We start from the raw sequence: 22682 nt of genomic DNA on the forward strand, positions 1-22682 counted from the left end.
GGCGACGTTCCGCCGTAGCTCTGCCGTGTCAGCGTCGCCCCCTGGACCACGGGTGGAAGGAAGACGGGCATGGAGAGCGGACCAGCGATCTTCGCCGGCATCGTGTTCGCACTGTTCGGCGCGGGCCTGCTGACGTGGACGGGCGCCCGGGTCGTGCATCGCGCGCCGGTCGCACACGGAGCGAACCCCGTGACGTCCGCCGCACTGACCTCGCTCGCCGGGGCCGCGGCGCTGGTGCTCGGGGTGTGGTGCTTCACACGAATCTGAGCGGGGAGCTCCCGGAATACCGGAGACGGCCGCTGGGCAATAAGGCGCGCGCGCAGGGGCGGCATGAATCGCAGGAAGAGCCCCGCCGGGGAAGCCGGTGGAGATCACCCGGGAATCTGAGAGGGAGCACTCCGGAAACGGCCGCGGTGGCAGCTCGGTACTCCGGGCGGCAGGAATGGCGGTAGTCGGGTTACCGTTCGAGTGGCCGTTGCGGGCTTTTCCCGTTTGACACGGGGGCGGGATGTACCGTCACACTCCGCAGCGTCAGCGTACTGACCGCAGTGTCGGTGAACTGTCTGACCGCAATCCAGTGTCGACCGGAGAGAAGAGCCACGTTGTCCCCGACCAGCGAGACCGCACCAGGCGGCCGCCGACTCGTCATCGTCGAGTCGCCTGCCAAGGCGAAGACGATCAAGGGCTACCTGGGCCCCGGCTATGTCGTCGAGGCGAGTGTCGGGCACATCCGCGACCTCCCGAACGGCGCCGCCGAGGTGCCCGACAAGTACACGGGCGAGGTGCGCCGCCTCGGGGTGGACGTCGAGCACGACTTCCAGCCGATCTACGTGGTCAACGCGGACAAGAAAGCACAGGTCAAAAAGCTCAAGGACCTGCTCAAGGATTCCGACGAACTCTTCCTCGCCACGGATGAGGACCGCGAGGGCGAGGCCATCGCGTGGCATCTCCTCGAAGTCCTGAAGCCCAAGGTCCCGGTCAAGCGCATGGTGTTCCACGAGATCACCAAGGCCGCCATTCAGGGCGCCGTCGCCAATCCGCGCGAGCTCAACAAGCGCATGGTCGATGCCCAGGAGACCCGCCGCATCCTCGACCGCCTCTACGGCTACGAGGTCTCGCCGGTCCTGTGGAAGAAGGTCATGCCGCGCCTGTCGGCCGGCCGCGTGCAGTCGGTCGCCACCCGGCTCGTCGTCGAGCGTGAACGCGAGCGCATCGCCTTCCGCTCCGCCGAGTACTGGGACCTCACCGGCACCTTCGGCACCGGCCGCACCGGTGACGCGTCCGACCCGTCGAAGCTGGTCGCACGGCTCACCGCCGTCGACGGCAAGCGCATCGCGCAGGGCCGCGACTTCGACTCGGTCGGGCAGCTCAAGAGCGACACCCTGCACCTGGACGAGACCAACGCCCGCGCTCTCGCCGCGGCTCTCGAGGACACGCAGTTCGCGGTCCGCTCCGTCGAGTCCAAGCCGTACCGCCGCTCGCCGTACGCCCCGTTCCGTACGACGACCCTGCAGCAGGAGGCCTCGCGCAAGCTCGGCTTCGGCGCGAAGGCGACCATGCAGGTGGCCCAGAAGCTGTACGAGAACGGCTTCATCACCTACATGCGTACGGACTCCACGACCCTGTCCGACACGGCGGTCACCGCGGCCCGCGCCCAGGTCACCCAGCTCTACGGCAGCAGCTACCTGCCGGACAAGCCCCGCACGTACGCCGGCAAGGTCAAGAACGCGCAGGAGGCGCACGAGGCGATCCGTCCCTCCGGCGACCGCTTCCGCACTCCGGCCGAAACCGGCCTGGGCGGCGACCAGTTCCGGCTCTACGAGCTGATCTGGAAGCGGACCGTCGCCTCCCAGATGAAGGACGCGACCGGCAACTCGGTCACCGTCAAGATCGCCGGTACCGCGAGCGACGGCCGCGACGCCGAGTTCAGCGCCTCCGGCAAGACGATCACCTTCCACGGCTTCCTCAAGGCCTACGTCGAGGGCGCCGACGACCCGAACGCGGAGCTGGACGACCGCGAGCGGCGCCTCCCGCAGGTAGCCGAGGGCGACGGCCTGAGCGCCGACGAGCTCGCGGTCGACGGCCACGCGACCAAGCCTCCGGCCCGGTACACCGAGGCCAGCCTGGTCAAGGAGCTCGAAGAGCGCGAGATCGGCCGCCCGTCCACCTACGCCTCGATCATCGGGACGATCCTGGACCGCGGTTACGTCTTCAAGAAGGGCACCGCCCTGGTGCCGTCCTTCCTGTCCTTCGCCGTGGTCAATCTCCTGGAGAAGCACTTCGGCCGGCTCGTCGACTACGGGTTCACGGCCAGCATGGAGGACGACCTCGACCGCATCGCGCGCGGCGAGGCACAGTCCGTGCCGTGGCTGAGGCGCTTCTACTTCGGCGAGGGCGACGCCTCGGGCGCGGCCTCGGACGCGGGCAACGGCGACGGGGACCACCTCGGCGGCCTCAAGGAACTCGTCACCGACCTGGGCGCGATCGACGCCCGCGAGGTCTCCTCGTTCCCCATCAGCGACGACGTCGTACTCCGCGTCGGCCGCTACGGCCCCTACGTCGAGCGCGGCGAGAAGGGTGCCGAGAACCACCAGCGCGCCGACGTGCCCGACGACCTCGCACCCGACGAGCTGACCGTCGATCTCGCGGAGGAGCTGCTCGCCAAGCCCAGCGGCGACTTCGCGCTCGGCACGGACCCGTCGACCGGCCGCGAGATCATCGCCAAGGACGGCCGGTACGGCCCCTACGTCACCGAGGTGCTCCCCGAGGGCACCCCGAAGACGGGCAAGAACGCCGTGAAGCCGCGGACCGCCTCGCTGTTCAAGTCGATGTCCCTGGACACCGTCACGCTCGAGGACGCGCTCAAGCTGATGTCGCTGCCGCGCGTGGTCGGCCAGGACGCCGAGGGCGTCGACATCACCGCGCAGAACGGCCGGTACGGCCCGTACCTCAAGAAGGGCACCGACTCGCGCTCCCTGGAGACCGAGGAGCAGCTCTTCGCGATCACCGTCGACGAAGCGCTCGCGATCTACGCCCAGCCCAAGCAGCGCGGCCGGGCCGCCGCCAAGCCGCCGCTCAAGGAGCTCGGTGAGGACCCGGTCAGCGGCAAGCCCGTGGTGGTGAAGGACGGCCGCTTCGGCGCGTACGTCACCGACGGCGAGACGAACGCGACGCTCAGGGCCGCCGACTCCGTCGAGGAGATCACCGCCGAGCGCGGCTTCGAACTGCTCGAGGAGAAGCGGGCCAAGGGCCCCGCCAAGAAGACCGCGAAGAAGGCGGCCAAGAAGGCGCCCGCCAAGAAGACCGCGGCCAAGAAGACGACGGCGAAGAAGACCGCCGCCAAGAAGACCACGACGGCCAAGAAGGCCGCCGAGAAGGCGCCCGCCAAGAAGACGACGGCCAAGAAGGCCGCCCCGGCGAAGAAGACGACCGCATCGGCGGCGTCCGCGTCCTCGGAGGACTGAAAAGCGCCGTTCTGCACCACCCTGAAGCCCCGTCCGTTTGTTCGGACGGGGCTTCGGAGTGTCAGGGCCTGCCGATAGGCTGTCGGGATGACGCGAGCGGACCAGCAGGCGGTCGGGAACGGCGACCGCGACGATGCCCTGGCGGCCGATTCCCGGGAGCGCGCCGTCCGCGCCCTCCTCAGGACCGCCCCGCTGAAGCGCCTGTGGAGCGCCCACTTCGTGGGGAGCGTGGGCGACGCACTCGCCCTCCTCGTCCTGGTGGTACTCGCCTGGCAGGCAGCCCGGGTCGAAGGGGCCTTCGGCGGCGGGTACCGCGGGGAGGCCTTCGCCGTCGCGTCCGTCTTCGGCGTACGGATCCTCGCGACCCTGCTCTTCGGCGCGGTCCTGCTCGGGCCGCTCACCGCCCTGACCGCGCCCGGCGGCCCGCTGGACCGGCGCTGGACCATGATCGTGTCCGACGGTCTGCGGGCACTGCTGCTCATCGTGGCGCCGCTGTGGGTCGACTGGACGCCGGACAGCGCACTCGCCGTGCTGCTCGTGACGGGGTTCGTGGTCGGAGTCACCGAGCGGTTCTGGACGGTCGCGCGGGAGAGTGCGGCGCCCGCGCTGCTGCCCGCGCCGCCGATCGAGGGCGCGGCGGTCCGGCCGCTGCCCGACCATCTGGACGCGCTCCGCCGGCTGTCGCTGCGCACGGCGTTCGTCTCGTTGCCCGTGGCGGCGCTGGCGCTGATCGGGTTCACGCTGATCGGCAATCTGATCGGCGCCGGTGTCGTCTGGTTCGAGCAGCACCAGGCCGCCCTCGCCTCGTACGTCGCGGCCGGACTCTTCGCGGCCTCGCTGTCCGTCATCTACTTCATCGAATTCCCCGACACCGAGACGCCGCGAGCGCGCTCCCCGCTGGAGGGACTGCGCCGGCCCAAGAACGGATCGGGTGTCGACAAGGGACGCACCAGCGCCGTCCCGCTGATCGTCCTCGCCTGCGCCGCGGTCGCCGGCGCGATCGCGGCCTCGGTCGCCGTCGCCGTACTGCACACCGAGGACCTCTCCGGCGGGCCCGTCCTCTTCGGGCTTCTGGTCGTCGGCCTGACCGGCGGCTCCGCGGTCGGGATCCGGGTGGCGCCCTCGGTGCTGCCGGCCCTGTCCCGGCGTCGGCTGCTCGCCCTCGCGACCGCCGTCACCGGCGTCGCCCTGCTTGCCGCGGGTCTGGTGCCCGACCCGACGACCGTGCTCCTGATCGTCACGCTCGCCGGCCTCGCCGCCGGTGTCGCGGCCAACACCGGGCACGCCCTCCTCGACCTCGAGGTCGAGGACTCCCGCCGTGCCCGGACCACCGAGCACCTGCAGGCCGTGGTCCGGCTGACGATCGGCGTCGGGGCACTCGCCGCGCCGCTGCTCGCGGCGGCCATCGGCCCGCACCGCCTGGTCTCCGGCAAGTTCGTGTTCGCCCACGGCGGCGCCGCCTTCACGCTGATGCTGGCCGGCGCGCTGCTGCTGCCGGTCGCCGCCCTGGTTCTCGCCCGTACCGACGACCGTTCCGGAGTCCCGCTGCGGCGCGACCTCGGTGAGGCGCTGCGCGGCGGCGACCCGGTGCAGGCACCGGCCGCCACCGGCTTCTTCCTCGCTCTCGAGGGCGGGGACGGCGCGGGCAAGTCGACCCAGGCCCAGGCTCTGGCCGACTGGATCAGGTCCAAGGGCCACGAGGTCGTGCTCACCCGCGAGCCGGGCGCCACCCCGGTCGGCAAGCGGCTCCGCTCGATCCTGCTCGACGTCTCGTCGGCCGGACTCTCGCACCGCGCGGAGGCCCTGCTCTACGCGGCGGACCGCGCCGAGCACGTCGACACCGTCGTACGGCCCGCCCTGGAGCGCGGCGCCGTGGTCATCTCCGACCGGTACATCGACTCCTCCGTCGCCTACCAGGGCGCGGGCCGCGACCTGTCGCCGACCGAGGTGGCGCGGATCTCGCGCTGGGCCACCGACGGCCTGGTGCCGCATCTGACGGTGCTGCTCGACGTCTCGCCGGAGGCCGCCCGCGAGCGCTTCACGGAGGCGCCGGACCGGCTCGAGTCGGAGCCGGCCGAGTTCCACGCGCGCGTACGGTCCGGCTTCCTGACCCTCGCCGCGGCCGACCCGGGCCGCTACGTGGTGGTCGACGCGGCGCAGGACCCCGAGGCCGTCACCACGGTCGTACGGCACCGGCTGGACCGCATGCTGCCGCTCTCCGACGCCGAGGTGAAGGCCCAGGAGGAGGCGCGCAAGGCGGCCGAGGAGGAGGCCAGGCGGAAGGCCGAGGAGGAGGCCGCGCGCAAGGCCGAGGAGGAGCGGCTCGAGCGCGAGCGCCAGGAGCAGCTCGCCCAGCTCCGCGCCGAGGAGGAGGAACGCAAGCGGCGCGAGGTCGAGGAGGCCCGCCGGGTCGAGGCCGAACGCCGCGCGGAGGAGGCCCGGCAGCAGGCCGAGGAGGCCCGCCGTCTCGCCGAGGAGGAGCGCAGGCGGCGCGAGGCCGAGGAGCAGGTGCGGGCGGCCGAGGAGGAGCGCCGGCGCCGGCAGGCCGAGGAGGAGGAGCGGCTGCGCGCCGAGGCCGAGGAACGGCGCCTTGAGAAGCAGCGCAAGGCCGAGGAATCCCTGCTGCGGGCGGAAGAGGCACGTCGGGCCGCGGAGGCCGCGGCCGCGGCGGGGGCCGGTCCGCAGGTCGATTCCGGCTCAGGTTCCGCTTCCGGCTCGGGTGACGATTCCCCTGCCGCCGAGCAATCGGCGCAACCGGTCGCCGACAACGAGACCACGGTGCCCACCCCGGTCGTGGGCAACGAAGTGACCGTGCCCACGCCGATTCCGGACAGCGAGACGACGGTGCCGACGCCGGTCTTCCTACCGCCGTCCGACGGCTCCGCCTCGCCCGCCGACGAGACGACGGTCCTGCCCGCGGTGCCCGACGGCCCCGCGAACGACGAGACGGCCGTACTGCCGCAGCCGCCCGCTCCGGAGGACGGCGGACCGGCCGGCACCGACACCGGTTCCGGCCGGGTACCGCCCGGCTACTTCCGGGGCGAGCGCCCGGCGCAGGGCGGCGAGGACCACACCCGCGAACTCCCGCAGGTCGACTCGTCCGCCGAGCCCCAGCGCCGCCGTCCGCGTTCGGACTGGGCGGAGGAGACCCCGCTCGACGACCTGCCCACCCTTGCCGACGAACTCCTCGGCCCGCACGACGAGGACAAGGGCGGCCGCGGCCGCCGCTGAGCACCGGCGGTCCGCCGCGTGGTCCGGCGTTGTCGGACCCGTGCTCCACAATGGACCGGCACGATCGGGCGCGCCGCCGCAGTCCCGGCAGGCCCGGGCGCCCGGGCCGGGGGAGCGCGCGACGGGCAGCTGTGGAACGACGCGAAAGGCGGTGCCGCATGGCCGTATGGGACGACCTGGTGGGCCAGGAACGGGTCTCGGCGCAGCTCGACGGCGCGGCCAGGGACGCGGACGCCCGGGTCACGGCCGAGGCGCAGCGGGCGGAGGTGCCCGAGGCGTCGAGGATGACCCACGCCTGGCTGTTCACCGGTCCGCCGGGCTCCGGCCGTTCCACCGCAGCCCGCGCGTTCGCCGCCGCCCTGCAGTGCACCAGCCCGGACCGCGCGCTCGGCGGCGCACCGGGCTGCGGCTTCTGCGACGGCTGCCACACCAGCCTCGTCGGCACCCACGCGGACGTCGAGGTGGTCCGCACCGACCTGCTGAGCATCGGCGTCAAGGAGACCCGTGACCTCGTACGCCGCGCGCAGATGTCGCCCGCGGGCGGCCGTTGGCAGGTCATCGTGCTCGAGGACGCCGACCGCCTCACCGAGGGCGCGGGGAACGTCCTCCTGAAGGCCGTCGAGGAGCCCGCCCCCCGCACGGTGTGGCTCCTGTGCGCGCCCTCCATCGAGGACGTCCTGCCGACGATCCGCTCCCGCTGCCGCCACCTCGTCCTGAGTACCCCGTCGGTGGCCGCGGTCGCGGACATGCTGGTCCGCAGGGACGGCATCGAACCGGAGGTGGCCGCGACCGCCGCCGCCGCGACCCAGGGACACATCGGCCGCGCCCGCCGGCTCGCCACCGACGAGCGGGCACGCGCGCGCCGGGCGGCGGTACTGCGTATGCCGCTCCGGGTGGCCGACGTCGGTGGCTGCCTCAAGGCGGCCCAGGAGCTGATCGACGCCGCCGCCGAGGACGCGAAACAGGTCGCCGAGGAGATCGACACCAAGGAGACCGAGGAACTGCGGGCCGCCATGGGCGCGGCCGAGGGCGGCCGGATGCCGCGCGGCACGGCCGGCGCCATGAAGGAGCTCGAGGACCGCCAGAAGCGCCGCAGGACCAGAACCCAGCGCGACAGTCTCGACCTCGCCCTGATCGACCTGACGGCCTTCTACCGCGACGTCCTCGCGCTCCAGCTCGGCTCCCGCATCGCCCTGGCCAACACCGACCAGCAGGACGCGCTCGAGCGGCTGTCCCGGGAGGGATCCCCGGAGGGCACGCTCCGCCGCATCGAGGCGATCGGCGCCTGCCGCACGGCCCTCGACCGCAACGTCGCACCGCTGCTCGCCGTCGAGGCGATGGCCGTCTCGCTGCGCTCCGGCTGACCGGAGCCGCGGCCCGCACGGCCCGTACGCCGCCGGACGCGCAGCCGCGACGTCCCTCACCCGTACGAGCCCGGCCGGACACGGAGTGTGCATGCATGCTCGTCGGAGAGTTACGCTCGCGGGCATGGAATCCAGGCGACCTCTGCTCCGCACCGGCGGCTCCCTGCTCGCGGCCGCTGCGCTGCTCATCTCCGGCTGTTCGTCGGGGAGTTCGTCCACAGGCGCCTCGTCCTCCGCGCTCCCCGCCAGTACTCCGGAGGGTCTCGAGAAGTACTACGACCAGAAGCTCGACTGGCGCGACTGCGGTGTCCCCGGCTTCCAGTGCAGCACCATGAGGGCGCCCCTCGACTACGAGGAGCCCTCGGCCGGCGACATCAAGCTCGCGGTCGCCCGCAAGAAGGCCACCGGCCCCGGCAAGCGACTCGGCACCCTCCAGGTCAACCCGGGCGGCCCGGGTGGCTCCGCGATCGAGTACCTCCAGGCGTACGCGGGCATCGGCTTCCCCGAGCCGGTCCGCGCGCAGTACGACATGGTCGCCGTCGACCCCCGCGGCGTGGCCCGCAGCGAGCCGGTGAAGTGCCTGGACGGCGCCCGCATGGACGCCTACACCGAGACCGACATGACTCCGGACGACAAGGGCGAGCAGAAGCAGCTGGTGGCCTCGTTCAAGGAGTTCGCGCAGGGCTGCGAGAAGAACTCGCGCCGGATGCTGCCGCACGTCTCCACGGTCGAGGCGGCCCGCGACATGGACGTCCTGCGGGCCGCACTCGGCGACAAGAAGCTGCAGTACGTCGGCGCCTCGTACGGCACGTTCCTCGGCGCGACGTACGCCGGTCTCTTCCCGCAGCGCACGGGCCGCCTCGTCCTGGACGGCGCCATGGACCCGTCGCTGCCGGCCCGCCGGATGAACCGGGACCAGACGGCCGGCTTCGAGACCGCCTTCCAGGCCTTCGCCCGTGACTGCGTCAAGCTCAAGGACTGCCCCCTCGGCACCAAGTCACCGGCGGACGCGGGCAGCCGCCTGAAGGACTTCTTCCGCCGCCTCGACTCCAAGCCGATCCCGACCGGCGAGAACCGCACTCTCGGTGAGGCGCTCGCCACCACCGGCGTGATCGCCGCGATGTACGACGAGGCGACCTGGCCCCAGCTCAGGGACAGCCTCACCACCGCCATCAAGGAGAACGACGGCTCGGGCCTGCTCGCCCTCTCGGACAGCTACTACGAGCGCGAGCCGAACGGCAAGTACGCGAACCTGATGTCCGCCAACGCCGCGGTCAACTGCCTGGACCTGCCCCCCGCGTTCAAGAACCCCGAGGACGTCGTCAAGGGCCTCCCCGACTTCGAGAAGGCGTCCCCGGTCTTCGGCGAGGGCCTCGCCTGGGCCTCCCTGAACTGCTCGAACTGGCCGGTCGACGCCTCCGGCACCGCCCACCGCATCCAGGCCGAGGACGCGGCCCCGATCCTGGTCGTCGGCACCACCCGCGACCCCGCCACGCCCTACAAGTGGGCGCAGGCCCTCGCCGGCCAGCTCAGCTCCGGCACCCTCCTGACCTACGACGGCGACGGCCACACCGCGTACGGCCGCGGCAGCGACTGCATCGACACCGCGATCAACCGCTACCTCCTCGAGGGCAAGCCCCCGAAGGACGGCAAGAAGTGCTGACCGGGGGCCCTTCGGGGCCCTCACCGCCCCTGGTCCGGGGCACCCGCAAAAGCCTGTAGACTTATGGTCGCCGCTGATGCGAACCTCTTCCCGTGCGGGAGAGGTCTTTCCGTGTCCAGCAGGCAGGCCGCCTTAGCTCAGATGGCCAGAGCAACGCACTCGTAATGCGTAGGTCTCGGGTTCGAATCCCGAAGGCGGCTCAGTAAAGGCCCAGGACAGACAGCCTCTGACCTGGGCCTTTGTGCTTTTCTTGATCTATTCTCGGCGGTGATGTGTCCCGCTCGGGGCGCCATGATCGCCACCGGTGGACAACCGGTGGACAGGCGTGCAGGCGGCCGACGGTCAGGTACTGGGGCAAGGGAGTCTCCGTGAACGGTGGACCTTGAGAGGGCTGGTCGGCCTGACAACGGGGAGTCGTCGAGCCGTCGGTGGATGTATGAGCGGAGCCTGATTGGCAGTCAGCACGAGGAGTTGGTGACCAAGGCGGCGAGGAATCCGGCAACGGCCTCGGAGGGGGTGTGGAGACCGAACTCCTGGACCCATGCGTCGCCATCGGCGGGCTGCACCCGGACGTGCCAGACGATGTTGCGCTGCCAGGCCGACGGGTCCTCGGGGAGCCAGTCGACGTAGACACAACCGTCGGGGCTGGTCGCGTGGACGTTGGCCTCGGGGGTGTCGACGATCGCCCACCCGAGTGCGTCCAGGAGATCGAGCACCGCGCCCGCACCGTGGTCGGCGGAGAGCCAGTTGAGAGCATCCGCTGCGGGGCGGATAACGGCCGGAAGGAGGGTGGAAGAGGGGCTCACGGTTAGATGGATCCCTTCGTTGAGCTGCGGTTTTCCCAACACCCGTACGTTGGCATGCGGCATGCCGAAGTGCGTAGTCGTTTCCCCGGGGATGCCGTCTGCCGTGGGCGAACTGGAGACCACCAGCGAGCGGTCGCCGGGACGGGAATGGATCTGCGACCGCGGTTGTCGTACCTGGGTTGCGGTGAGGGACCGCACGTCGGTGAAGGGGAGCAGGGGATGGCCGAGGCGAGCAGACACTGGGACGGCGCCGGACTGGAACGCAAGATCCGCGCCGCCGGACGGCCCTGGACCGTGGGCGACATCGCGATGGTCGCCGACGGCCAGTGGGGAGTCGGCGCACAGCCCGACCGGTGGCCGGACGAGGAGACGGTGGAGCGCCGGGTCGCCGAAGGCCGGCGCGTGGAGCTGACGGTGGAGGAGCTGGTCCGCGCGGTGGGCCCCCGGGCCGAAGAGGGCCACCGCGACGAGAATCGGAGCTAAGCCTTCAACGTCGGGGCCCCGTTGTGGGCGCTGACGGCCCTACGACCGCCGCCGGAGAGGACGGTTCGGGCGCGGCCCCCGGGGCGTGCCGCGTCTTCCCGGAGCGGGCGACAGCGGCCTGAGCCAGCCGAACCGCCGGTGCCTCAACCTCGGGTGCGGCGGCCTCCCGAGCCTCCACCACGCGCCGGATCGCCTGGAGGTACGCACGGCTCTCGGCGTGGGCGACGCGGAGGCTGACTGCCGTTTCGGTGATCCGGTCCAGTTCGTAGAAGTCCGGCACGTACCCACGCCGGGACAGGGCGTGCAGACGGTCCTGGTGGACGGTTCATTCTCACCCATCGCGTATGCCGTGGATTTGACAGCGCGGCCCGCAGTGGGAGGGTTGGTAGGGCACGGCTCGGCGGCCTCACCAGCGAGGAGCACCTTCGGTGAGCGAGAGCCCGCCCCAGCTGCGATCGTGGGGCGTCCTGGGCCGTGCGTTGTCACCAGGCTGGCGCCGCGGGCGGGCCGGGGGTCAGCAAGAGCCACACCTCATCCGCCGCCAGGCATCGGCGCGGCCGTACAGGAGACCCGTTTCGACGCCAACCGGTCACGGCAGTGCCCGGCCGCTCCCGGGCGACCGAGCACCCGAAAGGAGTCCCCTCATGGCTAACATCAACGTCGCGCTGCACGTACAGGTCGAGGCCCAGCCCGGCAAGGAGGAAGAGGTCGCCGCCTTTCTCCGCGACGGTCTTGCCATCGTGCTGGAGGAGCCCGACACCGTCGCCTGGTTCGCCGTACGCCTGAGCCCGTCCACCTTCGCCATCTTCGACGCCTTCCCTCACGACGACGCACGCCAGGCCCACCTCGCCGGCCGTCTGGGCAGCGCCTTGACGGAACGAGCCGGTGAGCTGTTCGCCCAACCGCCGTCCGTCGAGCAACTCGACGTCCTCGCCCACAAACTCCCCTGAAGACCAAACTGCCTGGTCCACGCGCCGGCGAGCGCGTCGGACTGGTCCCGGTCGGCGCCCGAATTGCCGCACCGGTGATCGATTGGGCCGTCATGGGGTGGGCCTGCCGTGCGCATCGGAGCACGCGAGGTTCGGCTCGGTAGGCGGAGCGCGGGGTCGGAATACACCAGGCGACAACCGCGTACCCACAGCAGAAGGGACCTTGCCATGACCATCAAGATGGAGTCCGTGTCCCTGGAGGACGCCCGGCGAGTCCTCGCTGCGGGGGAGGCCAAGGCCGACGAGATCGGCTCGCCGAGCAACATCGCCGTCGTCGACGTCGGTGGCAACCTCGTCGCGCACATCCGGATGGACGAGGCGTGGATCGGGAGCGTCGACATCTCCATCAGTAAGGCATTCACGTCCCGGGCCTTCGACATCAGTACCGCCGACCTGGCCGCCAACGCGGGTCCCGGTGAGCAGTTCTTCGGGATCAACGCATCCAACAACGGACGCGTCATGATCTTCGCGGGCGGTGTCCCGCTGCGGCACGGCGGCCGGATCGTCGGCGCCGTGGGCGTCAGCGGCGGCAGCGGTGAGCAGGACCAGACCGTGGCCGAGGCTGCGGCGACGGCCTTCTGACGACTGGCCGGCCACCGCGAGGACGGTTGGACCAAGGTCCTCCTCCACCTCGACGGCAGCGCGGACCCGAACCGGTCCCCCGCCGACAACCGGAAGGAACCACGCACCATGACCAACGAACTGCACGGCTGGAAGGTCGCCATCCTGGCCACGGACGGCGTTGAGCGCGTCGAGCTCGAACAGCCTCTCGGCGCACTGCTGGGCGCTGGAGCGCAGGCCGAACTCCTCTCCCTCCACACCGGCGAGATCAACGCGCGCCAGATGGACATCGACCCGGCCGGAACCTTCACCGTGGACAAGACGGTCGCTGACGCCCGCGTGAGCGACTACGAGGCGCTCCTGCTGCCCGGCGGCACCATGAACCCCGACCAGCTGCGCACCGACCCCGACGCCGTCGCCTTCGTGAGGGCGTTCGTAGAGAGCGGGAAGCCCGTTGCCACCATCTGCCACGGACCTTGGATACTGGCGGAGGCTGGCGTGCTACGCGGGCGCCGCCTCACCTCATGGCCCAGCATTCGTACTGACCTGCGCAACGCCGGCGCCGAGGTCGTCGACGAGGAGGTCGTGATCGACGACCAGCTGATCTCCAGCCGCAGCCCGCAGGACCTCCCCGCCTTCTGCAAGGCGATCATCGAACGCTTCGCCGCCGCAGTGCAACCCGCCTGACCCGGAGAAGTCGCAAGCCACCGAATGATATCCGGCACCCCCACGGCCGAGTCGCCGTGGATCAGCAGAGGAGATCGTCATGGCAAGCAGCAACCGCGCCGTCACCTTCCAGAACCCCAAAGACATGCGTGTTGAGTCCCTGGACTTCCCGAAGCTTCAGATGCCGAACGGGAAGAAGGCCCCGCACGGAGTCATCCTCAGGATCGTCGCCACCAACATCTGCGGTAGCGACCTGCACATCTACCGCGGATCCTTCCCGGTGCCCCAGGGCATGGTGGTGGGGCACGAGATGACCGGGGAGGTCATCGAGATCGGCCCCGACGTCGAGTTCCTCAGTGAGGGCGACCTCGTATCCGTCCCGTTCAACGTCGCCTGCGGCCGATGCCGCAACTGCAGGGCGCGCCGGACCGAAGTCTGCGAGACCACGAACCCCGAGGTGTCCTGCGCAGCGTACGGCTTCAACCTGGGCGACTGGACCGGCGGCCAGGCCGAATACCTGTTCGTCCCCTACGCCGACTTCCAGCTCCTGCGCTTCCCGGACAGGGACCAGGCCATGGCGAAGATCCGTGACCTGGCGCTGCTCTCGGACATCCTGCCCACCGCGTTCCACGGTCTCATGGAGGCCGGTGCCAAGCCGGGCTCGACCGTGTACATCGCCGGCGCCGGCCCGGTCGGCCGTTGCGCCGCAGCAGCGGCGCGCCTCCTCGGGGCGTCCTGCATCATCGTCGGCGACTACCACAAGGACCGCCTGGAACTGGTGAAGAAGAACGGCTGCGAGACGATCGACCTGAGCCAGGACACAGCGCTCACCGACCAGATCGAGGCCATCCTGGGCGAACCCATGGTCGACTGCGCAGTCGACTACGTCGGCACCGAGGCACACGGCATCGGCAGCGAGGCCAAGGACATGGACCCGGCCCACGCCATCAACCAGGTGATCGACGCCACCCGCGCGGGCGGAGCCACCGGAGTCATCGGCGTCTACGGCGCCGACCCGCTCGCGAAGTCGAAGGCCGAGCAAGAGGGAACGTACCCGATCGACTTCGGCAAGGCATGGATCAAGTCGCCGCGGATCGCCGGCGGGCAGGCACCGATCATGCACTACAACCGCGAGCTGATGATGGCGATCCTTTGGGACCGCATGCCCTACCTGAGCGCCATGCTCAACACGAAGGTGATCAGCCTCGACGACGCCCCCGACGCCTACGCGACCTTCGACGCGGGAGCGTCCGAGAAGTTCATCATCGACCCCCACGGCCTCATTCCCGCCTGAGGCCCGCGATCCGAGAAACAATGCCTACCTCGCCGCCCCTCACGTTGCCGCACCGAGCAGGCGTGAGAATGGGCAGTCCGTCGCTTCGCGACGGCCTGCTCACTACGCCGTCGCTCGTGAGTTCGCAGGGGCGGATGAGGGGGTGTCCCAGCGTTCACCGGCCCAGAAGTGCGGCTCGTACGAGGTGAGCGTGTTGCGGAACTCGTAGCGCACGTACCAGGGGCTGCCGTGGGCCTCAGGCCAGGATCATCCCTCCGGCCGTCGGGCCTCCCGGACGTCGCCACTGCCGAACGCAGCGGTCTCCACCAGGTCTGCCCGCATTCTCGGCCGACGCTGCTTCTATGTACGCGCAGTCGACGATCAGGAGTTCCAAACACAGGCCCACGTGGTGAGCGTAGACCAGCCCTTCGCAGAGCCGGGACTGTGCGTGTACGAGATCAACAGGGATTCAAAGATGGGCTCTCAGCGTCCGCGCCGGGGCGCCGGCGAGCTAGCCGGCAGGCGGGCAGAGGTCGCGGGCGCGGGGTGTCCCGTCCGTTTCTGGCCCGGCCCCGTGGAGCGGCTCTGGGCGGCCATCACCCGGAGGTCGGCTGCCGTGCGTGGAGCCCGCGCGGCACGGTGTACGGCCTGGGTGACGGCGGTGCGGCGTACGTCCAGCGGAGTTGGAGCGCGCGAGACGTGAGCCTCGGCGATCGGCGTGGCCGACGCGACAGGGGTCATAGTGACCAGGTGCTGCATCCGCCGGTCGACTTGGTGGCGCTCGCGGACCACCGGGGTCGACTTCGCCATCACAGCGGCGGTTTCGGCGATCAAGTGGGACGGGGTGCGGGCCGTGAACGTCGCTTCGGCACGAGTGCCCCAGCCCGGCGGGCCAGCCCACAGCTCGACGGTCGTGCGGTCGGAGCCGTATCCGCGCCGATCGATAAGGATGCCCGCTTGGTCGTCAGGAGCGATGATCTCGACGGTGCCGAGTTCAGCAGCTCCGTCAAGGTTCCAGCCGGCATCGGTCAGCGGCCGGACGGTGTCCCTCCAGGGGACGGTTGGCCCTGTCAAGAAGCGGCCGAGGGTGTCGGAGGCGATGGCTTCGTCGTAGTCCTGGACCAGTGCGGCGGTGAGGCCGGCGACCATCTCGGCCGGGGTGACGTGGTTGAACGTCGCCGTCCAGCGAGACGCCGAGAAGGCGTCCTCGGCTGCGCTGATCTTCCACAGTTCGAAGTCGTCGCCGAGCCAGCCGATCCGAATCCGTTGGTCGGGAGAGGTCACGAGGAGCTGGCAGGGGCCCTCATCGAGGTACTGATGGGGCCAGTGGGCGACGGGCGCGAAGCCAGCCTCGCCGGTCCCGTTGGAACCAGCCAGATACATGGCGGGCGGACGGTGCGCTGCTGATCAGCCCTCACGGGGCGTACGGGCCCGGCGGCCGGTCCGACTACGAGCCCCGTGACGACCCCGGCTGGTGGGAGTGGCAGAGCGACACCGCCTGACGTGCTGCTACACCTCGACGTAGGCGACAACGATCACGGTACCCAAGCTGCTGGTCCAGTACGGGAGCCGTACGCGCTCAACCGTGTCGGTGTACTCACGCAGCCTCGGGTTGACCGGGTCGCCGGGCAGCAGCTCCCCCGCCTCGGGGTCCACGGAGACGACGACCGGGGCGCGGTCCAGGGCATGAAGCTCGGCCTCGGAGGTGATGGCCTCCACCTGTTTCGCGGCGGCGTCGCTGAACGCGATCCGGGCGCGCTGTCGGGCCGTCAGGCGACGGCCGGGTGCTGCGCGGCGAGCCGGGCGAGCTGGGCCTCAGGCAGCTCCTCCCACGGCGTACGGTCCTCTACCGAGGGCAGGCCGTCGGCGGCGATGTCGTCCAGGACGGCGGCGTACCGGTCAGCGTCCGAGCGCGGGCGTTCGGCGCGCGCCTGGAGCCCGGCGACGGCCGTGGAATCCAGCTGTCGCCCGACAGGGGTTGGCTGATCCGGTCATCGGGCCCACCCGGACAGTCACGCAACTGCGTCGGTACCACGAAAGCGCCGGGCCCGGGGGCCGGGGCCGAGTTCCGGTGCTGAACCAACACGTCGGCCCGTCCCGGAGAGTTGTGCAGTGCAGCACTGCGCTCTGGCAGAGTCCGGCCATCGTGCAAACGGCGCTGATAGGCCTGGCCCCTCCGGGGACGCGGTGTCAGCCGGCGCCGTTCGGGTGCAGCACGACCTTCGTCCAGCCGTCGTCGCGGGCGTCGAAGTGGTCGTAGGCCGTTGCGGCCTCGTCGAGGTTCAGCTCGTGCGAGACGAGGAAGCTCGGCTCTGCCTTGCCGCCCGCGATGAGGTCGCGCAGCGCCCGGTTGTACCGCTTCACCGGTGCCTGCCCTGTGCCGACCTTCTGGCCCTTGAACCACATCATGCCGAAATCGATCGGCACCTTGCCCTTGGCCTCGAGTTCTCCCTGTGCTTCGGCTCCGCCCGGATCCTCGGGGAGGAAGACGCCCACAACACCCAGGGCACCGGTGAATCGGACGGCGTCGATCAGCCCGTTCATCGTCAGCGCTGCGTCCTCGTGCCCCTGCGGATCGTGGGCCTGGTAGCCGACGCACTCACAGCCGTTGTCGGCACCCAGCCCGAGCGTCGCTTCCTTGACGACCTCGGACGGGTCCTGGTCGTTGGTGTTGATCGGGATCGCACCGATCTCCTCCGCGAGCCGCAGCCGGTCCGGGTGGTGGTCGGCAACCCACACCCGTCCGGCGCCCTTGAGTATCGCGGAGTAGGCGGCCATCAGTCCTACCGGTCCGGCGCCGAAGACGACGGTCTGGTCGCCGGGTTTGACGCCTGCCATCTCGGTGGCGTGATACCCGGTGGGGAAGATGTCGGCGAGCATGACGTAGTCCAGCTGGCGCTCGGCGGCGTCCTCGCCCAGCCGCAGGGCGTTGAAGTCGCCGTACGGCACGCGCAGCAGTTCGGCCTGGCCGCCCTGGTATGGGCCCATCTCGGCGAAGCCGTATGCCGCGCCGGCCAGGGCGGGCTCCGGCTGCATCGTCAGGCAGTAGTTGGTCAGGCCCTGCTCGCACTGCTTGCAGAAACCGCACGCGATGTTGAACGGCAAACACACGTACTCGCCGACCTTGACCTTGGTGACCGCGGAGCCGACCTCGACGACCTGCCCCAGGTTCTCGTGGCCCAGTGTGCGGCCGGTCTCGAACGAGGTGCGGCCTTCGTACATGTGCAGGTCGGAACCGCAGATGTTGGTACTCGTGATCTTCACGAGGATGTCGGTCGGGTGCTCGATCTTCGCGTCCGGCACTTCCTTCACCGCTATGGTGCGGGGTCCTTCGTACACCGCAGCCTTCATGATCAATCCCTCTTCGCCGTTACACGCGAGCGCCATCGCTGCATGCGCTTGGCGGCGGATAGTCGACGGCACCACGGCGGCTTTGCCAGCCGTCCGGCGTGTTTCGAAGGGGACGTCTCCGCGTCTCTCCCTCTCTCCACACTCCCACTTGCCTTGGCTGTACGCGACTCTTCAGAAGACAGATATCCGCCGCGCTCGATGATCAGCAATATCGCGCAGTCACTTCCCCGACGCTCCGAGGTCGAAAGCAACCCCTGAGGCGAGTGAGGATTCTCGACGCACTGCGGAGGTCACCTGTCCCGACCCCTTCCGGGTCACGAGCCTGCGAGCCGGGCCGCGAGATAGCGCGCCGTGGCGCTGCGGCGGGCCTTCGCGACCTTGGCCGGCGGGCCCGCCGCGACTACTCGCCCGCCGGTGTCGCCGCCGCCCGGTCCGAGGTCGATGACCCAGTCGGCGGTGGTGATCGTGTCCAGGTCGTGCTCGACGAGGACGACCGTGTTGCCCGCGTCGACGAGGCGGTGCAGCTGCCGCAGCAGCAGTGCGACGTCCGAGGGGTGCAGGCCCGCCGTCGGTTCGTCGAGCAGGTAGAGCGCGTGGCCGCGGCGGGCCCGCTGCAGTTCGGTGGCCAGTTTGATGCGTTGTGCCTCACCGCCGCTGAGCTCCGTTGCGGGCTGCCCCAGCCGCAGGTATCCCAGTCCCACCTCGCGCAACGTCTCCAGACTGCGGGCGGCGGCCGGGACGGCGGACAGGAACTCGGCGGCGGCGTCGACGGACAGCGCCAGTACGTCCGCGATGTTCTTGCCGCGGTAGGTGACTTCCAGCGTTTCGGCGTTGTACCGCGCGCCCTGGCAGGTCGGGCAGGGTGCATAGGTACCGGGCAGGAACAGCAGTTCCACCGCGACGAATCCTTCGCCCTGGCAGGTCTCGCACCGCCCTTCGGGCACGTTGAAGGAGAACCGGCCGGCCGTGTAGCCGCGCGCCCTGGCCTCGTCCGTCGCCGCGTACAGCTTGCGCACCGCGTCGAACATCCCCGTGTACGTGGCCAGATTGGACCGGGGAGTACGCCCGATGGGCCGCTGGTCGACCAGGACCAGCCGGTCGAACGACTCGACCCCCGAAGCGTCCTGAACATCGACCTCCAGTCGCGCCTCGCCCGTCTCCTCGGGGGCGAGTCCGAGGTGGCCTCGGACGACCTCGGCGAGTACCTGCGTGACCAGCGTCGACTTCCCGGAACCCGACACGCCCGTCACCGCCGTCAGGACGCACAGCGGTACGTCCACGGACACGTCGTGCAGATTGTGGCGGGACACGCCGCTCAGGTGCAGCCAGCCGTGCGGTGTGCGCGGCCGGTGTTCGAGCGGCTCGGCGCGCCCGAACAGATACTGGCTCGTGGCCGACTCCTCCACCTGCTCCAGACCGGCGACAGGGCCGCTGTACAGCACGCGGCCACCGCCCTCACCCGCGCCGGGGCCGATGTCGACCACCCAGTCCGCCCGCCGTACGACGTCCATGTCGTGCTCCACGACGAACAGCGAATTGCCCGCCGCTTTGAGGCGCTCCAGCACCTGCAGCAGCGGTTCCGCGTCGGCCGGGTGCAGGCCCGCGGAGGGTTCGTCGAGGACGTAGACGACGCCGAACAGCCCCGAGCGCAGTTGTGTGGCGATCCGCAGGCGCTGCGCCTCGCCGGGCGACAGGGTCGTCGAGCGGCGCCCGAGGCTGAGATATCCGAGGCCCAGGTCGAGCAGTACGTCGACCCGCGCGATCAGATCGCCGCAGATCCGGACCGCGACCTCGGTCGTCTCCCCGGACCGGGCCGTGGAAGTGGTGGCGTCGGCCTCGGACCGCTCCGCGGCTGGTCGCAGCAGCGCCGCGACCTCGGTCAGCGGCATCGCGTTGACTTCAGCGATGGAACGTCCGGCGAAGGTCACGGCGAGCGCCTCGGGCAGCAGTCCGCTGCCGTGGCACTCGGGGCAGGGCACGCTCCTGACGAACCGGAGCGCCCGTTCGCGCATCTTCTCGCTCTTGGAGTCGGCAAGGACGTGCATGATGTGCTTGCGGGCGCTCCAGAACGTGCCCTGGTAGCCGTAGTCGACGCGGTCCTCCTCCGGCTCGATGTAGACGGAGGGCTGCTCGTGGGTGTACAGGAGCCAATCCCGGTCCTTCTTCCTGAGCCTGCGCCACGGCCGGTCGATGTCGATGCCCAGGCCGCTCACGACGCTGCGCAGGTTGGCGCCCTGCCAGGCCCCGGGCCAGGCGGCGATCGCGCCCTCGCGGATGCTCAGCGAGGGGTCCGGGACGAGCAGTTCCTCGGCGACATCGTGGACGACACCCAGTCCGTGGCAATGCGGGCAGGCACCCGCTGCGGTGTTGGGTGAGAACGACTCGGCCTCCAGCCGCGCGGCCCGGGGCGGATAGGTACCGGCACGGGAGTACAGCATGCGCAGCAGGTTGGACAACGTGGTGATCGTGCCCACCGTCGATCGGGAGCTGGGCGACCCGCGTCGCTGCTGCAGGGCCACCGCCGGCGGCAGTCCGGTGATCTCCTGCACATGCGGTGCACCGACCTGCTGCAACAGCCTCCGGGCATACGGCGCCACAGACTCGAAGTAGCGCCGCTGCGCCTCCGCGTAGAGCGTGCCGAACGCGAGCGAGGACTTGCCGGAGCCGGAGACGCCCGTGAAGGCGACCATCGCGTCCCGCGGAACATCGACATCGATGTTCCGCAGGTTGTTCTCACTGGCACCCCGGACATGTACGAAGGGGTCGATCGCGTCCTCGTCCACCCTTCCTGAGTACCTGATCGCGCCGGGAACCGCGCGGCAGGCACCTTCGGGCCTCGGTCACCCGAGCGCCCGAATCGCTGTTCCGAGTCTGCCGATGCCTGACGACGTGCAGCGAGCACGATCAGTCCGTCCGGGTCAGAGCTCCGGACGGGTGGCCGGTGGCGCGGTATGCGGTTCGGGCGTGAGCGGGTGTTCGGGGTGCCGGAGGAGTCCTGGCCGCATCACCTGTACCTGTCGGCGCGAGCCGGACACTCGCGTGGCGACGGTGCCATCCCGGGGGCATCCTGTGGACACCTGCGTTCGCGGGAAGAGCCGACCAGAAGGGTCCTGCCATGGCGGCGGCATCGCAGGGCGTTACGAACGTGGTTCTCCTCGCGGACCCGGATGCCCCGACGGAGATCGCGCAGCGCATGGCCCGGATGCTTCCTGATCGGCTCGCCGGCAAATCAGGCCAGGGGCGACGGTTCGACGTCAGAGTGGTCAGCGAGCCCTTCACCGCAGGAACCGAGGACCCACTCACCTTGATGAGCCGGGTCATCGACCGCGGAAGTGCCGAGAACTGGGACATCGTCGTGGCCCTCACCGACCTTCCGCTGCACTCCCACAGGCGCAAGCTCGTCGTGGATCTGAATCACGAACACGGCGTTGCGCTGCTGTCTCTTCCGTCCTTGGGGGGCTGGCGGCTGCAGAAGAAGGCGCGGCGGGCCGTGGAAGAGGCCGTGCTCAGCTTGGCAAGCCCGAGGGCCCACGGGGTTGAGGGAGCTTTGCGAAGCCAGCCACCGCTGGAGCCTTTCGATGGTCCTCTCGCACCTGTCCGCCGGGGCCCGGTCGATGAGGAGGAACCCGTCGATCTGCGCTACGTCACCGGCGGCCCGCGCGGATACCTCAGAGTGCTCGTGGGTATGGTCCGCGCCAACCGGCCGTGGCGGCTGGTGCCGGGGCTGTCCAAGGCCCTGGCGGCCGCACTCGCCACAGGAGCCATCGCCACCGTGAACTCCACCGTCTGGAGCCTGGCCGCGTCCCTGAGCACGCCACGCCTCGTGATCGCCATGGTCGGTTCCGTTGGACTCATGATCGGCTGGTTGATCGTAGACGCGAATCTGTGGCATCGAACAGGGCGAGGCTCGCCGGAGGAGAAACAGAAAGCCCGGCTCTACAACACCTCAACCGTCCTGACCGTGGGGATCGGGGTGCTCGTCTGCTACGTGGGTCTGCTGGTTATCAACTTGCTGTGGGCGCTGTTCATCCTCAACGACCAGGTGTTCGCCTCCATGACCCGGAACCCGCTTCACGCGACGGAGTACTGGACGCTGTCTTGGTTCGTAGCCTCGGTCGCCACGGTGGGCGGCGCACTGGGATCGGGCCTTGAAAGCGACGAAGCGATCCGGGCAGCCGCGTACCCCAAACGTGAGCAGGAACGTCGCCGCGCCCTGCGGGACGACCGCGGCGACTAGGCAGATTGACGGGCCCCCGCATACGCCGAATCCATCGGCGCCCAGACGAACTGAGGCCGCGACGTCGAGGGCCGGATTATTGAGCGGACCAGAATGGCCGCGACCCGCACCCGCGGGCCATTCGAGGGAGCAGCACGTTTCGTCACTGTCCGTAAGGGTGAAGGAGGGGTGCGGCTCGGGCTCGTCGGGCAGGCACAGCCACGGCAACGTTCCCCCAGTAGAAAGATCTGTCGATGCGTTTTCGTTCCGCCCTGGCCGCCGCTCTCGGCGTCGGCGTCCTCCTCATCACCACCCCGCCTCGGCGTCGGCCGCCACCGGGCAGTTCCGCTACGACTACACGACCGTGGAGGGATACGAGGCCTCGGGCTTCCTCAACAGCCCGCCCAGCGGCCAGTGTCTGAACCTTCCTGGTGTCGGCGAGGACAACCCACGGCCCGCCCACTCGCCCAAGAACCGCACAGATGCCTGGGCGACCGTCTTCACCGGCACCGACTGCGAGGGCGATTCCTTCCCCCTGCGACCCCACACCGGCGGTGCTTCGGAGCGGCTCAAGGTCCGCTCCGTCGTCTTCAACTGACCCTGCAGCGCCGGGGC

The 22682-nt window shown here is 70.3% G+C and carries 17 protein-coding genes, 1 tRNA gene and 1 pseudogene; 13 read left to right on the forward strand and 6 right to left on the reverse strand.

The genetic code is table 11. From position 1 onward, the window contains the following. The first annotated feature begins 69 nt into the window (after positions 1 to 69). The 6 genes from DSC45_RS25020 (at position 70) to DSC45_RS25045 (ending at position 9922) form a co-directional block, all read left to right on the forward strand. Complete coding sequence (locus DSC45_RS25020) at positions 70 to 267, forward strand: hypothetical protein (protein WP_119294191.1); 198 nt, start codon at positions 70 to 72, stop codon at positions 265 to 267. A 335-nt stretch (positions 268 to 602) separates the two neighbouring features. Beyond that, positions 603 to 3464 (forward strand): type I DNA topoisomerase, encoded by a 2862-nt coding sequence (topA, locus tag DSC45_RS25025; protein ID WP_119294192.1) that lies wholly within the window; start codon positions 603 to 605, stop codon positions 3462 to 3464. Positions 3465 to 3551: 87 nt separating this feature from the next. Continuing rightward, positions 3552 to 6695, forward strand: a complete 3144-nt coding sequence (gene tmk / locus DSC45_RS25030) for a dTMP kinase (RefSeq protein WP_119294193.1) — start codon at positions 3552 to 3554, stop codon at positions 6693 to 6695. A 158-nt stretch (positions 6696 to 6853) separates the two neighbouring features. Further along, positions 6854 to 8059, forward strand: coding sequence for a DNA polymerase III subunit delta' (locus DSC45_RS25035; protein ID WP_119294194.1), 1206 nt, complete (start codon positions 6854 to 6856; stop codon positions 8057 to 8059). Positions 8060 to 8183: 124 nt separating this feature from the next. Further along, entirely contained in the window at positions 8184 to 9722 is a 1539-nt protein-coding gene (locus tag DSC45_RS25040; RefSeq protein ID WP_119294195.1) for an alpha/beta hydrolase, read from the forward strand. A 126-nt stretch (positions 9723 to 9848) separates the two neighbouring features. Beyond that, positions 9849 to 9922 (forward strand) — tRNA-Thr (locus DSC45_RS25045). A gap of 258 nt (positions 9923 to 10180) precedes the next feature. On the opposite strand, the gene DSC45_RS25050 is transcribed toward DSC45_RS25045, so the two are convergent. After that, positions 10181 to 10528, reverse strand: a complete 348-nt coding sequence (locus tag DSC45_RS25050) for an SPDY domain-containing protein (RefSeq protein WP_119294196.1) — start codon at positions 10526 to 10528, stop codon at positions 10181 to 10183. A 219-nt stretch (positions 10529 to 10747) separates the two neighbouring features. Between DSC45_RS25050 and DSC45_RS25055 the strand changes: the two genes are divergently transcribed. The 5 genes from DSC45_RS25055 to DSC45_RS25080 all read left to right on the forward strand — a co-directional run bounded on the left by DSC45_RS25055 (position 10748) and on the right by DSC45_RS25080 (position 14521). Beyond that, positions 10748 to 11011, forward strand: a complete 264-nt coding sequence (locus tag DSC45_RS25055; RefSeq protein ID WP_097866014.1) for a hypothetical protein — start codon at positions 10748 to 10750, stop codon at positions 11009 to 11011. Positions 11012 to 11655: 644 nt separating this feature from the next. After that, positions 11656 to 11961, forward strand: coding sequence for a putative quinol monooxygenase (locus DSC45_RS25065; RefSeq protein ID WP_097866013.1), 306 nt, complete (start codon positions 11656 to 11658; stop codon positions 11959 to 11961). A 207-nt stretch (positions 11962 to 12168) separates the two neighbouring features. Next, positions 12169 to 12582, forward strand: a complete 414-nt coding sequence (locus tag DSC45_RS25070) for a GlcG/HbpS family heme-binding protein (protein ID WP_119294197.1) — start codon at positions 12169 to 12171, stop codon at positions 12580 to 12582. Positions 12583 to 12690: 108 nt separating this feature from the next. Then, entirely contained in the window at positions 12691 to 13248 is a 558-nt protein-coding gene (locus DSC45_RS25075; protein WP_097866011.1) for a type 1 glutamine amidotransferase domain-containing protein, read from the forward strand. A gap of 79 nt (positions 13249 to 13327) precedes the next feature. Next, positions 13328 to 14521, forward strand: a complete 1194-nt coding sequence (locus DSC45_RS25080; protein WP_119294198.1) for an alcohol dehydrogenase catalytic domain-containing protein — start codon at positions 13328 to 13330, stop codon at positions 14519 to 14521. Positions 14522 to 14983: 462 nt separating this feature from the next. Here the strand turns inward: DSC45_RS25080 and DSC45_RS25085 are convergent, their stop codons facing one another. From DSC45_RS25085 to uvrA, 5 genes are all read right to left on the reverse strand, one after another. After that, positions 14984 to 15883, reverse strand: coding sequence for an SPDY domain-containing protein (locus DSC45_RS25085; RefSeq protein ID WP_119294199.1), 900 nt, complete (start codon positions 15881 to 15883; stop codon positions 14984 to 14986). 126 nt (positions 15884 to 16009) lie between these two features. Beyond that, entirely contained in the window at positions 16010 to 16273 is a 264-nt protein-coding gene (locus DSC45_RS25090; RefSeq protein WP_119294200.1) for a hypothetical protein, read from the reverse strand. Further along, positions 16270 to 16461 (reverse strand): hypothetical protein, encoded by a 192-nt coding sequence (locus DSC45_RS36590; protein ID WP_119294308.1) that lies wholly within the window; start codon positions 16459 to 16461, stop codon positions 16270 to 16272. The genes DSC45_RS25090 and DSC45_RS36590 overlap by 4 nt, the downstream gene beginning before the upstream one ends. 229 nt (positions 16462 to 16690) lie before the next feature. After that, complete coding sequence (locus DSC45_RS25100; RefSeq protein ID WP_119294201.1) at positions 16691 to 17851, reverse strand: glutathione-independent formaldehyde dehydrogenase; 1161 nt, start codon at positions 17849 to 17851, stop codon at positions 16691 to 16693. Between the two features lie 314 nt (positions 17852 to 18165). Beyond that, a complete protein-coding gene (uvrA, locus tag DSC45_RS25105; protein WP_119294202.1) occupies positions 18166 to 20634 on the reverse strand; it encodes an excinuclease ABC subunit UvrA in 2469 nt (822 codons plus the stop codon). Positions 20635 to 20966: 332 nt separating this feature from the next. On the opposite strand from uvrA, the gene DSC45_RS25110 reads away from it, so the two are divergent. Continuing rightward, positions 20967 to 22088: a hypothetical protein gene (locus DSC45_RS25110; protein ID WP_205571422.1), complete on the forward strand. Its 1122-nt coding sequence runs from the start codon at positions 20967 to 20969 to the stop codon at positions 22086 to 22088. Positions 22089 to 22321: 233 nt separating this feature from the next. Then, positions 22322 to 22665, forward strand: a pseudogene (locus DSC45_RS25115) (hypothetical protein). Positions 22666 to 22682 lie beyond the last annotated feature (17 nt).

Source organism: Streptomyces sp. YIM 130001 (assembly GCF_003574445.1).
Taxonomy (GTDB): domain Bacteria; phylum Actinomycetota; class Actinomycetes; order Streptomycetales; family Streptomycetaceae; genus Streptomyces.